The following is a 12,477-nucleotide window of genomic DNA, read 5'->3' on the forward strand; positions in this document are numbered from 1 at the left end:
GTCTACAGCGTGCGGGCGATGATCTCCTTCATGATCTCCGTTGTGCCACCGAAGATGCGCTGCACCCGGGCGGCGGTCCACGCCTTGGCGATGGGGTATTCGGTCATGAAGCCGTAGCCGCCGAACAGTTGCAGGCAGCTGTCCACGACCTTGCCGAGGCGTTCGGTCGTCCACATCTTCGCCATGGCCGCGCCGGTCACGTCGAGCTCGCCCTTGAGGTGGCGGGTGATGCACTGGTCCAGGAACGCCTTGCTGACCGCGACCTCCGTCGCCGCGTCGGCGAGGGTGAACTTCGTGTTCTGGAAGCCGAAGATCGGACGGCCGAACGCCGTGCGCTCCTTGGTGTACTGCAACGTCTGCTGCACGGCGAGGTCCATCGCCGCCACCGCTGTCACCGCGATCAGCAGGCGTTCCTGCGGCAGCTGCTGCATCAGCTGGACGAAACCCTGGCCTTCCACACCACCGAGCAGGTTCTCAGCCGGGACGGTCACGTTGTCGAAGTACAGCTCCGACGTGTCCTGGCCCTTCATCCCGATCTTGTCGAGCACGCGCCCGCGCCGGAAGCCTTCCGCCCCTTCGGTTTCCACCACGACGAGGGAGACACCGGCGGCCTTCTCCTCCGGGTTCGTCTTGGCCGCCACGATGATCAGCCCGGCCTGTGCGCCGTTGGTGATGAACGTCTTCGAGCCGTTCACCACGTAGCTGTCGCCGGTGCGGATCGCCTTGGTCTTGATGCCCTGCAGGTCCGATCCGGTGCCCGGCTCGGTCATCGCGATCGCCGCGACCAGTTCACCGGACGCCATCCTGGGCAGCCAGCGCTGTTTCTGTTCCTGCGTGCCGTACGCGTTGACGTAGTGCGCGACGATTCCATTGTGGACAGCCACACCCCACGCGTCGTCTCCGGCCCGCGCTTGTTCTTGCAGCAGAACGGTTTCGTGCGCGAAGGTGCCGCCACCGCCGCCGTACTCCTCGGGGATGCTCAGGCAGAGCAGACCGACCGAGCCCGCCTTGTTCCACAGCTCGCGGTCGACCTGTTTGGCCTCGGCCCACCGCTCCTGGTGCGGGGTGAGCTCCTTCTCGCAGAACGAGCGGGCCAGCTCACGGAATGCCGTCAGGTCCTCGTCGAGCCATGTCATGCTCACGAAAATACATGCGTGCAGGACTGCATGTAAAGTACGCGGCATGTCCACCGAGGCCAGGCCCCGAACACAGCGGGAACGCCGGGCACGCACCCGGGCGGCGCTGCTCGACGCCACCATCGACTGCCTGGTCGACCTCGGCTACTCGGGCACCACAGTGCAGGAGATCTGCCGCCGGGCCGGGCTGTCCCGCGGCGCGCAGCAGCACCACTTCACCACCAAGGCCGAACTGATGGCCGCCGCGGTCGAACACCTGGCCGGCCGCCTGCGGGACGAGGTCAGGGGCACGCTCACCGCGCCGCAAGGCCCGCGACGCATCGGCGAGGCCATCGACCTGTTGTGGCGCGGATTCTCCGGCAAGCTCTCCACGGCCGCGCTCGAACTGTGGGTCGCCGCGCGTACCGACGAGGAACTGCGCCGCTCGATGCTGCCCGTCGACCGCGCGCTCGGCCGTTCGACGCTGGAAATCTACCGCGAGGCAGCGGGCGCGGACCTGCCGGCGGAGCGGTTGGAGACGCTGTACTGGCTGACGGTGAACGTCACCCGCGGGCTCGCGCTGGACGCCATGATCGGCGGCGACCCGGCCAGGCGGGCACACCTGCTCGACGAGTGGAAGGCCATCGCGACCTCCGTCGCGCTCGAGGCTGGTCGGCCCGGCCCTCGCTCGGGCCGACCAGCACCCTGGAAAGACATCCCGGCGCCCGGGTTATGACGCCGCGCCGGAAATTTCCTTCCGGCCCGGGGCGGCGGTGGCAGGATCGAGGGCATGACGTACACCGCCCCGCCGCCCGTGAAGCGGCCGGTATCGCGCCTGACCGCGGGTCTGCTCTGGCTGGTCGCCGCAGGACTGGGGGTGGGCGCGACCTTCGGCGACATCCTCGTCCAGGACTTCGGCGAGGGCTCCAGCTTCCGCACCGGGTTCTGGACACAGGGCCCGATCCAGGACGGCAGGCAGGTCGAGGACCAGGCGGCGTACTACGGCGTGGAAATCGTGATCGCCGCCGCGTTCCTGCTGTTGGCCTTCCTGCTCGTGCTGCTGAGCCGGCGCCGCTGGGCCCCGGTGGTGGCGGGCACGTTCGGCTCGGGCATGTACCTGGCCTCGGCGTTGACGTGGACGGTCACGTTGCCGAGCGCCGCGGGCGAGCCGTCGCCCAAACTCGGGTTATGGCTGTTCATCGGCGCCGCTGTGCTCGCTCTCATCGGACTGGGTGTCGCGCTCGCTGAGCGAGCCAGGCCGATGCAGCACCAGCAGCAGTCGCGGTTCATGCCGCCGCCCCCGCGGCCGATGCGGCCCCCGCAGCCACCGCCACCACCACGATGGGAACCCGAGACCCCCAAATACGGTGTCCCGGTGCAGCAACCTGACGCCCCGCGGCAGCCGGAAAGCCGTCCGCAGTCCGAAAGCCCCCTCGACGCACCGGACCGCACCACGGCGATCGACCCGCCCAAGACCCCGGACCCCGGCGCGATCTCCCGCAAGCTCGAGGGAGACGAGAAGTGACCTACCCCGCCTCGTGGCCGGTCGCGCGGCTGCGGCAGATCGGCTCCGGCGTGTGGCTGTTCGCCGGTGCCCTCGCGATCTTCGGCACCTTCATGCCGTTGCTCGAACAGAGCCGGGGCCCGTCCCGGCCGGCGCTCTCGGTCACCGTGTGGGGCCTCGAAGGCTCGCAGGCCTCGTCGGCCAACGTGTTCCCGCCGGTGGGCATCGCCGTGGTGGTCGGTGTCGTGATGGTGGTGGTGGCGGCGCTGCTCGGGCTGACGTCGACCAGGCAGCACCCGGCGAACGCGCCGGTGCTCGCGGCCCGGCTGATCGGGACGGGCGGCACCGGCCTGCTGCTCGGCTCGCTGATCCAGATCTTCCTGTTCTTCCGGGTGTTCGACCAAGAGGAGGCCGATCCGACCTTCAGCGAGTTCGCCCCGACCACGTCGACCGGGCTGGGCAGCTGGCTGCTGCTGGCCTCCGCGGTGCTCGCCGTCGCCGCGGTCGTGCTGATGCTCGTGCCGAAGATCGCCAAACGCGGCCAGGAACCGGACACCCCGCCGATGGGCATCCCGGTGGTCCGGGTGCTGGAGCCCGAGTACGACGAGCAGACGCCCGCCGAACAGCAACCCACTGACCCAAAGGGGTAGACATTCGTCCGCCGGGCCGGCCATGCGGAATGATCTGGCTGTGTCCGACTTGGCGGGCGCGTGGCGTGTGCCCGCCGCGTGCCTGGTGCTGGCGTTCGCGCTGCTGGCAGCGTCCGGCTGGTGTGTGCTGAGCAGGGCGACCAGCCCATCCGACGGCACCGTGATCAACATCGGTGATCAGGCGGTGTCGTCCCGTGCCGTGGTCATCCAGAAAACGACCGATGATGGGCTGTTTCGCGCGGGCGACGAGGTCGTCTCGATCAACGGCATGCCCGTCCGCGACGCGGTCAGCACCGGAATCGGCGGCCCGGACGCCAAAGTCGGCGATGTCGTGCGGTACGAACTGCGCCGCGACGGCACCACGGTCGAAGTTCGCAAAACGCTGAAACTGTTCCCGCTCAGCGACGCCGTGGGCCGCAACTGGCCGACTTTGCTTGTCCTGGCGCTGATCCTGATCGTCGCCGCCGGGGCCTTCACCGCCCGGCCCGCCGATCCGGCGGCCCAGGCCGCGCTGCTGACCTCCGCGCTGAGCTTCATCACCACAAGCGGATCGACGCACTTCCAACTGGAAGCGCTCGATCTGGTCGCCGGCAGCCAGTTCTGGCGGTGGTACACGGGCGAGTTCAGCTTCATGCTGCTGTGGGCGGCGACGCTGCACATGGCGATCGCGTTTCCCGCTGTGTACAACAAGAACACCTACCGCAAGCAACTGACCGCGGGTTACGTGGGCGCGGTCGTGCTCTACGGCCTGATGGCGCTGTTCGCCTGGCAGTTCATCGACGATCCGCTCGGCCGGTTCAGCCTGCTCGCCTCGCCCGTGTTGCCGGTGCTCTACAGCTATCCCTTGCTGATCGTGGTCGTGCTGGTGGTCCGGTACCGGCTGGCGCAGGACGAACTGGACCGCAACAGGATGCGGTGGGTCGTGTGGTCACTCGGCGGCGGCGCGTTGCTGTACTCCGCGTTCTTCGCGCTGCCAGAGGCTTTCCTCGGCCGCACGTTGCTGCCGAGCGAGTTGCACACGCTGGCGTTCCTGCCCGTGCCGATCGGCGTCGCCGCGGCGATCCTGCGCTACCGCGCGCTGAACATCGAAGTGGTGGTCAGCCGATCACTGGTCTACGGCGCGTTGTCGGCGGGCACGATCGGGCTCTACATCGGCCTGGTCAGCCTGTTGGCCCTGCTGTTCCCTCCGTTGGACGAACTGTGGCAGCAGGCCGCGGCGGCCGCCTGCGTGGCGGTTCTCGTGCAGCCCTTGCGGTCCCGGTTGCAGACGCTGATCAACAAACGGCTGTTCGGCGACAGCCACGACCCGTATCGGGTGGTGTCCGCGCTCGCCGCGAGGCTCGAGGAGACCAGGACTCCTCATGAGACCCTGCCCGCGTTGGTGGAGACGATCGGCAACGCGCTACGGCTGCCCTATGTGGCGATCGAGATCCAGGGCTCGGCGGGTGCCCCCAACGAACGCGTGGCCACGTTCGGCGAACCCACCGGTGAGCTGTTCCGGTTACCCCTTTCGTACCAAGGCGAACAAGTAGGCCAATTGGCCGTAGCGCCTAGAACGTCCCGGGAAGTCCTAGGACGCCGGGACCGCGTTGTCCTGGCGGAAGTCGCCCGGCACGCGGGTGCGGCCGTCTACACCACCCGGCTGACCCGGGACTTGCGGCGCAGCCGGGACAACGTGGTGCAGGCCCGTGAGGAGGAACGCAGGCGGTTGCTGCATGATCTGCACGACGGTGTCGGGCCGACCCTCGCGGCGATCTCGCTGGGGCTGCACGCGTGCCGCAAGGCGATCGGGCAGGCGTCCACCCAAGGCGAACTGCTCGGCACACTGCAGGAGGAACTGGACGGCGCGATCAACGAGATCCGCAGGCTCGCCCACGGACTGCGGCCGCCGGAGCTCGACCGGATCGGCCTGGTCGGCGCGATCAGGGCGTACGCCAAGGCGATCTCCACCAGGGCCGACGAGCGAGGCGTGACGATCAGGTTGGACGTTCCGATAAGCATGCCGAGGCTGCCGGCGACTGTGGACGTCGCCGCGTACCGGATCGTGTCGGAGGCGCTGACGAACGTGACCCGTCATGCCGCCGCACGTTCCTGCGCGGTCCGCCTGTGGGTGGACGACGACCTGCACATAGAGGTCGTCGACGACGGAATCGGGCTGCCCGAGCAGCCGCCGAGCGGCGTCGGGCTATGGTCAATGCGCGAACGGGCGACCGAGCTGGGCGGCGACTGTGTCGTGTCAGCGGCCAACGGCGGGGGCACCAAGGTGCGCGCGACGTTGCCGCTGCCGAAGGAAGGCGGGTAAGGGCGATGGATCCGCTCCGGGTCATGGTGGTTGACGATCACCCGCTGTTCCGGTTCGGGCTGTGCACCGTGCTCGCCGACGTCCCCGGGACCGAGGTGGTCGGCGAGGCGGCGACCGGGCTGGACTCGGTCAGCGCGGCCAAGGCGCTGCGGCCCGACGTGGTCGTGATGGACCTGCACCTGCCGGACATCAGCGGTATCGAGGCGACCCGGCAGATCGTCACCGAACTGCCGGGCACCGGTGTGCTCGTGCTGACCATGTTCGACGACAGCGAGTCGGTGTTCGCCGCGATGCGCGCGGGCGCCCGCGGTTATCTGCTGAAAGGCGCCGGGCAGGACCAGATCGTGCGCGCGGTGCACGGGGTCGGCCGCGGCGAGGCGATCTTCGGGCCGGACATCGCCACCCGGGTGCTCGGGTACTTCAACACCCCGCCGCCGTCCGCCGACCCGGTGTTCCCCGAACTCACCAGCAGGGAACGGGAAGTGCTCGCGTTGATCGCCGAGGGGCACAGCAACGCGACCATCGCGCGTGACCTCTCGCTGAGCCCGAAGACCGTGCGCAACCACGTGTCCAGCATCTTCACCAAGCTGCACGTGGCCGACCGGGCCCAGGCGATCGTGCGGGCCCGCAACGCCGGCCTGGGCTGATCATCCGCCCTTCCGCCCTGTCGACCGTCCCCAGTGGACTCGTTACCGGTTTGCGGTAACGAGCTGGTCTCGTTTTCCGGTTTTCCTTGCCCGCCTGGGTATCCGTGCCCGGAAAGTTCCCCGCGAAGACGGTGCCCGGTCGGGCAACAACAGGACATCGGTCCCATGTGGCCGGGACGCCCCTTCGGGCAGGCTGTGGGCACTCGATAGTTCAAGATGTGCCGGACGGGAACTGGGGACGTTCGTCACTTCACCGGGGAGAGATGAAGAACATGCACGAGCAGCGTCGCACTCCTGTCGTCGTCCGGGCCACCGATCCGATCCTCCAGAACGGCGTGCACATGGCACTGCGCACCCGGCCGGAGATCTGGCTCGTGGACGAGGACTCCGCCACGCCAGAGGCCGTCGCGCTGGTCGTCACCGACCGGTTCGACGAACGCGGCAGCCAGTTGCTGCGCACGCTGCAGGTCCGTGGCTTCACCCGGATCGTGCTGATCGCGGGCGAGCTGGAGGACACCGAGATCCTCACGGCGGTCGAAGGCGGCGTCTGCGCGGTCGCCCGGCGCTCGGAGACCACGCCGGACGTGCTGGTGCGCCTGGTGAAGGCCGCGGCCGCCGGTGAGGGCGCACTGCCGCCGGACCTGCTCGGCCGCCTGCTCAACCGGGTCTCCCGGCTGCAGCGGCACGTGCTGGAGCCGCGCGGGCTGCACCTGGCCGGGATCACCAACCGGGAGACCGAGGTGCTCAAGCTCGTCGCGAATGGACTGTCCACAAAGGAAATCGCTGACCAGCTGTGCTACTCGCAGCGCACGGTGAAGAGCATCCTGCACGACGTGACCAACCGGTTCCAGTTGCGCAACCGGTCGCACGCGGTCGCATACGCGTTGCGCGAAGGCCTGATCTGACCTCGATCCGGCACGAAAAGCCCCGCCCGCGGCGGGGCTTTTTCGTGCGCGCGGCCGTCGCCTCTTCGGGCACCCCGGAGCACCCTTTCAGGCGGGCGCTCACCCCTTGGGCCGGCCTGTCCCGGACTGGACACTCGAAGGTGTGATCACAGAAGTGGACGACGCGCTGTGCAAGCTGTTCGGCAGGCAGATGCCGGAGGGCACGGTCGTCCGGCTGGATCCGCCGAAGCCCACCTGGCAGACCGAACGGCCGTCGAACACCATCGACCTGTTCCTCTTCGGCCTGCAGGACGACACCGGGGCGCCGCCGCAGGGCGAACCGATCCGCCGCTGTGAGCTCTCCTACCTGGTCACCGCCCGTGCCGAGAAGATCCACGAGGAGCACCGGCTGCTCGACCGGGCGCTGCGCACCGCGATGTTCTCCGGCACGCTTCCGGAGGACTGCATGTCCTCCTCGCTCGCGGTGACCAAGCAGCCCGTCTACCTCAAGATCGCCAACACCGGGCCGGGGTCGCTGTGGACCAGCCTGGGGATGCCCGCGCGGGCCGCGTTCGTGATGAACGTCAGCGTGCCGATGCTGCCCGAGCCGGCAACACCACGCAAAGGCCCTCGGCGGGTGTGGGAGACGCCTTAGGCCGTGTATCGATGTCCCCGTTCGATGAGAGGCTGCCCCGGCCGGAGGCCGGAGTCGGCTCGGTGGGGTGGTTCCTGGCGTCGCCGCGGGAACGCCGCGAATACTGGTTGTCTTTGGGCGTTCCGCAGTGGCGCCAGGGGCCGCATCCGGCCCGGCTATCGCGAACGGGGCTTTGATACACGGCCTAGTCAACGCCGTTGCCGATCAGCACTATCGCGCCGATCGACGCCAGCGTGCCGCCGTTGCGGGAGAACCACTGGGCCGCGTCGGCCTGGGGCTCCGGCTCGCGGTTGTGCGGGGTGACGGTGACCGCCAGCGAGTACTCGACGTCGCCGATCACGTCCACGCCGTCCTGCCCGAAGTCGATCACGCTGACGCCGCTGAACACCATCGTCGCCGGCTCCATGAAAGTGCACTCGACCTGCGTGAACCGGTGCTTCGCCGGACAGGTGACGCTGGGCGCCTCGGTGCCCAGGCCGCTGATGAACACGCCTTCGCTGATCCGGTTGAGCACCGGCCGTACGTCGTCGCCGGACGCGGACGTCACCATGACATGCCCGCAGAGGGTGAGCGCGAGGTCCACCGCCACATGCCCGATGTCGGCCGACGCGGCCGCGATCGGGGTATCGGGCAGCGTGTACCGGACGGGCATGACCACCCCTAGCGCGCGAAAAACGAGGCGTCGTCACGTTAGGGCCTGGAGGTACCTTCGTAGGTGACCGAAAGGGCAGCCCATCGGGCGCCTGGTGTGACTTTTCCGCTCAGGAGCAGCAATTACACCGGGGAAACACCGCCGAAACACGCGGGGACGAGCCTGGGGCGCATGACCGAAACCCACACGTGGCGGCTGCGCGTCGAACTCGACGACTCCCCGGGTGTGCTGGCACGGATCACCACCCGGCTGGCCGCCCGCGACTGCAACGTCCTGGCGTTGTCCATCCTGCCGGTGCCGTCCGGTGTGGTGGACGAACTGGTCGTGCAGGCCGCTCCGGACGTGCCGCCCGCCGAACTGGTCAGGGAGATCCGCGCGGAAGGCGGCCGGTGCCTGGGCATCACCCACGCCGACGTGCGTGACCTCGTCGACCCGCCGACCGCGGCACTGCGTGCGGCCGCTCTCGCGATCGAGGACCCGTACGCCGCGCCCGAGGCGTTGCGCGTGTTGCTCGGAGCCGATTCGGTGAGCTTCGAGCACGGCGCGCCCGGTGACGTGCTGGACGGCGGGCACCGCGTGATCGTGGACCTCGGCGACGGCGCGACCGTGGCCGCCCGGCGGGGCTGGGCGCCGTTCACGGACGTCGAACTGGCCAGGGCGGCGGCGTTCACGGCGATGTTCAGGCAGACCTCCGCCGACGCGGACCCGCCGACGGCCGTGATCACCTCGGACGGCGCGGGCATCGTGCTGCGGCGGGGCGATGTCTCCGATCTGGACTCGGTGTCCGAACTGCACGCTCGTTGCTCCGCGCGGACGTTGTTCGCCCGCTACCACTCCGGCGTGCGCACGTTGCCGCGCAGGCTGCTGTACCGCCTGCTGACCCCGCCGCGCGGCCGGACGTTGCTGGCGGTGTGCGGCCGTGAGGTGATCGGGATCGGTCAGCTGATCCGGACCGCCCGGCCGGAGGAGGCCGAGGTGTCGCTGCTGATCGAGGACTCCTGGCAGCACAAGGGAGTCGGCACGGCGCTGCTGCGCAGGCTGGCCGCGACGGCACGGGCGGAAGGGCATCGTGAACTGGTCGCCTGGTGCCTGCCGGGCGAGTCCGGTTTCGAACGGGCCGCCGTGCGCGCGGGCATCCCGCTGTCGGTCCGGCAGGAGCAGGGGATGGTCCGCCTCGGGCTGCGGGTGGGTGAGAGCGCTTCCGAGGAGATCAGGACGCGCTGACCGCCTCCATGGAGTCCGGGCCGCACCAGGCTACCCTGGCTGCTAGGTGCGGACTGTGGGAGGAAAACACGTGGCCGGTCGACCACTCGCTGGTGCACGCCCGACCCTGGAGGATGTCGCCGCGGTCGCAGGCGTTTCCCGGGCGACGGCGTCACGCGTGCTCAACTCCTCACCGCGAGTCAGCCCGGAGGCACACGAAGCGGTCACGGCCGCCGCGCTGCAACTGGGCTACCAACCCAACCAGGCCGCGCGCACCCTAGTGACCAGACGCACCGGCGCGATCGCCATGCTGGTCTCCGAGCCGCAGGCGAAGGTGTTCGACGACCCCCACTTCGGCGCCCTGGTCCGGGCGGCGGCCAGCGAACTGGCCCGGATCGACACCCAGCTCGTGCTGATGCTCGGCCTGGGCGAAGGCGCCCACGGCCGCGCCGAACGCTTCCTGCGTGGCGGCCACGTCGACGGAGCGCTGCTTTTCACGCCTCACCAGGACGACCCGTTGCCCGCGACGGTGCGGAAGCTGCACCTGCCGTGTGTGTTCGGCGGACGGCCGTGGGGATCGCTACGCGGCCTCTACACCGTGGACAACGACAACGAGAGCGGCGGCTACCTGGCCACCGAGCACCTGCTCAACATGGGCCGTAAGACCGTTGTGTCCGTAACGGGACCAGACGACGAACTGTCGGCACGCGACCGCCTCGCGGGTTGGATCCGTGCGACGGGCGCGGGCGACGACGAGCTGACGTTGCTGACCGAATCCGGCGACTACACCCGCGAGGGCGGGTATCACGCGATGAACATGCTCCTGCACCGCGTGCCCAAGCTCGACGGCGTGTTCGCCGCCAACGACCTGATGGCCGTCGGTTGCCTGCAAGCACTGCGCGAGGCGGGCCGCCGTGTGCCGGATGACGTTGCGGTCGTTGGTTTCGACGACAACCCGATGATCGCGCCGCACGCCGATCCTCCGTTGACCACGATCCGCCAGGACCTGGCCGATCAGGTCCGCAAGATGATCGCCAACCTGACGGTGCTGATCGACGGCGGCTCGGTCCGGAGGCGGGAAGTCCTGCCGGTGCAACTGGTTCACCGCGAATCCGCCTGACGCGGGTTGCCGGGCGCGGCCCTCGGCCCCCCGATTTCCAGTCTACCGACGGGGTCTGACAGTTCTGTGCGCGTCAGCCCGAGTTGTCCACAGCCGTGGGTGTCGCTGCTTCTTGACGCCGTAACGCAGGTGCTCCACGCCGTTGGTCGAATGCCTGTCCTCCAACAGCTTCAGGTGCTGGTCGACGCCGTCCGGCGCGGAGCGTGGCCGAGTAGGCGACCTTGTCGCCTGCCTGCCACACGCTCGCGAAGTCCAGGACGAACGGGCGATCGCGGCATGCGGGCCACGCGAAATGGTTCGGCGGCAGTACTCCTCCCGGGTACTGCCGCCGTGTCCCTGCCCCCGGGAAAGACGCGCCGGGGGATGTCGAGCCGCCGCGCCCGGCATCCCCCGGCGCTTGCACCGGAACATCACCTCGATGTGCTCCGGAGCCGGGCTCACGGTGGCGGCGGTCCGATCCGAGTGACGCCGCCGCTCCATGAGAGCGCTCTCACCCTCGCGTGGAACGGGGCCCGTGTCAAGCACGGGGACAGGGATCTATACCGTCCCGTTGCCTAGGCCACTGTGGATAATCGCCGCGGTGGCCGCTCGGATGGCCCGCTGGGCGGGATTCGGCTCGCCCGGAACGCCGGCACGAGCGCGGCGAGCACCGCTCCGGTCGCGCCGACGACCGCGGCGAAGACCGCCAGGTTGAAGTCCAGGATGTCCAGCAGGATCAGCACACCGAAGAATCCGGCGAGCGCGCCCAGGACGCCGACCCACGCCGCCTCGGTGAGCACGCCGTTGAAGACCTGCGCACGGCTGGCGCCGAAACACCGCAACAACGCCAGATCCCGTCGCCGTTGCCGGACGTTCGAGGAAAACGCCCTGTACACCACGACTTCGGTGAGCGCGAACATCGGCAGCAGCCACCAGCCGGAGACCTGCGCCACGATCAGCACGATCAACAGCCCGATCGCCACCACACAGCAGAGCACCGCCCCGGCGCCCATCTGTTTACCCGCGTGGATGGGGTGCATCCTCATCACATCGCCGCCATGACCGACTCCACCGTCGGCCGTTCCACTTCGCCGGTGATCCGCCCCTGCGCCAGCACGAAGACCCGGTCCGCGTGCGCCGCCACGAACGGATCCCGGGTCGCCAGCAGGACGGACTGGCCGAGCTTGCGCACCCACATCCGCAGGAATCCCAGCAACGCCGCCGCTTCCATCCGGTCAAGCTCACCGGCCGGCTCGTCGGCCAGCACCAGGTCCGGCCGGTTGAGGAAGGCACGCGCACACGCGACTCGCTGCCGTTGCTCGGCCGTCAGCGCGGACGGACGGGTCCGGAGCAGCAGCGACAGCCCCAGCAGCTCGACCACCGTGGTGAACCACTGCTTCTCCGTGCGCCTGCCGGCCAGTTCGGCACCAATCCGGATGTTCTGCTCGACCGACAGCGTCGGGAACAGGCTGCACGTGGCGAACACGAACCCGATCCGGTCGCGCCGCAGCCTGGTCAGCGCCGAGTCACCGAGTCCGGTGATCCGGTCGGCTCCGATGTGGACCGTCCCGCGGTCCGGCCGCTCCAGCCCGCCCACGCAGTTGAGCAACGTCGTCTTGCCCGCCTCCGGCCTGCCCACCACCGCCGTCAGCCGCCCAGCCGGAACGTCCAGGTCCACCCCGCGCAACACCCGCGCTCGCACCACGCCGCGAACACTCGCAGCAGCCCCGACGGCAACCGACATACCGTTAACGTTAGAAGGCCAC

Annotated in this window: 13 protein-coding genes; 9 read left to right on the top strand and 4 right to left on the bottom strand. The window is 69.3% G+C overall.

All coding sequences use genetic code 11. The features are described 5' to 3' along the window. Window positions 1-2: 2 nt before the first annotated feature. Window positions 3-1,136 (bottom strand): acyl-CoA dehydrogenase family protein, encoded by a 1,134-nt coding sequence (locus GC106_RS03340; RefSeq protein WP_173124150.1) that lies wholly within the window; start codon window positions 1,134-1,136, stop codon window positions 3-5. Window positions 1,137-1,182: 46 nt separating this feature from the next. Here GC106_RS03340 and GC106_RS03345 point away from each other — a divergent pair, with 46 nt between their 5' ends. From GC106_RS03345 to GC106_RS03375, 7 genes are all read left to right on the top strand, one after another. Beyond that, on the top strand, window positions 1,183-1,851 hold the full coding sequence (locus tag GC106_RS03345; protein ID WP_173124152.1) for a TetR/AcrR family transcriptional regulator: 669 nt from the start codon (window positions 1,183-1,185) through the stop codon (window positions 1,849-1,851). A 54-nt stretch (window positions 1,852-1,905) separates the two neighbouring features. Further along, a complete protein-coding gene (locus GC106_RS03350; protein WP_173124154.1) occupies window positions 1,906-2,640 on the top strand; it encodes a hypothetical protein in 735 nt (244 codons plus the stop codon). Beyond that, the gene (locus GC106_RS03355; RefSeq protein WP_173124155.1) at window positions 2,637-3,269 is read left to right on the top strand and encodes a hypothetical protein; all 633 of its coding nucleotides are present in this window, start codon (window positions 2,637-2,639) and stop codon (window positions 3,267-3,269) included. Before GC106_RS03350 ends, GC106_RS03355 begins: the two co-directional genes overlap by 4 nt. A gap of 40 nt (window positions 3,270-3,309) precedes the next feature. After that, window positions 3,310-5,571, top strand: a complete 2,262-nt coding sequence (locus tag GC106_RS47495) for a histidine kinase (RefSeq protein ID WP_173124157.1) — start codon at window positions 3,310-3,312, stop codon at window positions 5,569-5,571. A gap of 5 nt (window positions 5,572-5,576) precedes the next feature. Further along, window positions 5,577-6,218, top strand: a complete 642-nt coding sequence (locus tag GC106_RS03365; protein ID WP_173124159.1) for a response regulator — start codon at window positions 5,577-5,579, stop codon at window positions 6,216-6,218. 272 nt (window positions 6,219-6,490) lie between these two features. Next, a complete protein-coding gene (locus GC106_RS03370; RefSeq protein WP_173124161.1) occupies window positions 6,491-7,123 on the top strand; it encodes a response regulator transcription factor in 633 nt (210 codons plus the stop codon). Between the two features lie 142 nt (window positions 7,124-7,265). Next, complete coding sequence (locus GC106_RS03375; RefSeq protein ID WP_173124163.1) at window positions 7,266-7,757, top strand: Pvc16 family protein; 492 nt, start codon at window positions 7,266-7,268, stop codon at window positions 7,755-7,757. Between the two features lie 184 nt (window positions 7,758-7,941). On the opposite strand, the gene GC106_RS03380 is transcribed toward GC106_RS03375, so the two are convergent. Continuing rightward, window positions 7,942-8,409 carry a hypothetical protein gene (locus GC106_RS03380; protein WP_173124165.1) on the bottom strand — a complete coding sequence of 156 codons (468 nt, stop codon included), beginning with the start codon at window positions 8,407-8,409 and terminating at the stop codon, window positions 7,942-7,944. 171 nt (window positions 8,410-8,580) lie between these two features. On the opposite strand from GC106_RS03380, the gene GC106_RS03385 reads away from it, so the two are divergent. Beyond that, entirely contained in the window at window positions 8,581-9,633 is a 1,053-nt protein-coding gene (locus GC106_RS03385; RefSeq protein WP_173124167.1) for a GNAT family N-acetyltransferase, read from the top strand. Window positions 9,634-9,703: 70 nt separating this feature from the next. Continuing rightward, window positions 9,704-10,732, top strand: coding sequence for a LacI family DNA-binding transcriptional regulator (locus GC106_RS03390; protein ID WP_173124169.1), 1,029 nt, complete (start codon window positions 9,704-9,706; stop codon window positions 10,730-10,732). A gap of 554 nt (window positions 10,733-11,286) precedes the next feature. Here the strand turns inward: GC106_RS03390 and GC106_RS03395 are convergent. Both GC106_RS03395 and GC106_RS03400 read right to left on the bottom strand, forming a co-directional pair. After that, window positions 11,287-11,751 carry an FtsX-like permease family protein gene (locus tag GC106_RS03395; RefSeq protein ID WP_173124171.1) on the bottom strand — a complete coding sequence of 155 codons (465 nt, stop codon included), beginning with the start codon at window positions 11,749-11,751 and terminating at the stop codon, window positions 11,287-11,289. Window positions 11,752-11,756: 5 nt separating this feature from the next. Beyond that, window positions 11,757-12,455 (bottom strand): ABC transporter ATP-binding protein, encoded by a 699-nt coding sequence (locus GC106_RS03400; RefSeq protein ID WP_173124173.1) that lies wholly within the window; start codon window positions 12,453-12,455, stop codon window positions 11,757-11,759. Window positions 12,456-12,477 lie beyond the last annotated feature (22 nt).

Source organism: Kibdelosporangium persicum (assembly GCF_013280595.1).
Taxonomy (GTDB): Bacteria; Actinomycetota; Actinomycetes; order Mycobacteriales; family Pseudonocardiaceae; genus Kibdelosporangium; species Kibdelosporangium persicum.

Excerpts from the sequence above, each read along its gene's own strand:
- GC106_RS03395 (WP_173124171.1), bottom strand. The coding sequence starts at position 11,751 with ATGCACCCCATCCACGCGGGTAAACAGATGGGCGCCGGGGCGGTGCTC.
- GC106_RS03385 (WP_173124167.1), top strand. The coding sequence starts at position 8,581 with ATGACCGAAACCCACACGTGGCGGCTGCGCGTCGAACTCGACGACTCC.
- GC106_RS03340 (WP_173124150.1), bottom strand. The coding sequence starts at position 1,136 with ATGACATGGCTCGACGAGGACCTGACGGCATTCCGTGAGCTGGCCCGC.
- GC106_RS03365 (WP_173124159.1), top strand. The coding sequence starts at position 5,577 with ATGGATCCGCTCCGGGTCATGGTGGTTGACGATCACCCGCTGTTCCGG.
- GC106_RS03370 (WP_173124161.1), top strand. The coding sequence starts at position 6,491 with ATGCACGAGCAGCGTCGCACTCCTGTCGTCGTCCGGGCCACCGATCCG.
- GC106_RS03380 (WP_173124165.1), bottom strand. The coding sequence starts at position 8,409 with ATGCCCGTCCGGTACACGCTGCCCGATACCCCGATCGCGGCCGCGTCG.
- GC106_RS03350 (WP_173124154.1), top strand. The coding sequence starts at position 1,906 with ATGACGTACACCGCCCCGCCGCCCGTGAAGCGGCCGGTATCGCGCCTG.
- GC106_RS03345 (WP_173124152.1), top strand. The coding sequence starts at position 1,183 with ATGTCCACCGAGGCCAGGCCCCGAACACAGCGGGAACGCCGGGCACGC.
- GC106_RS03400 (WP_173124173.1), bottom strand. The coding sequence starts at position 12,455 with ATGTCGGTTGCCGTCGGGGCTGCTGCGAGTGTTCGCGGCGTGGTGCGA.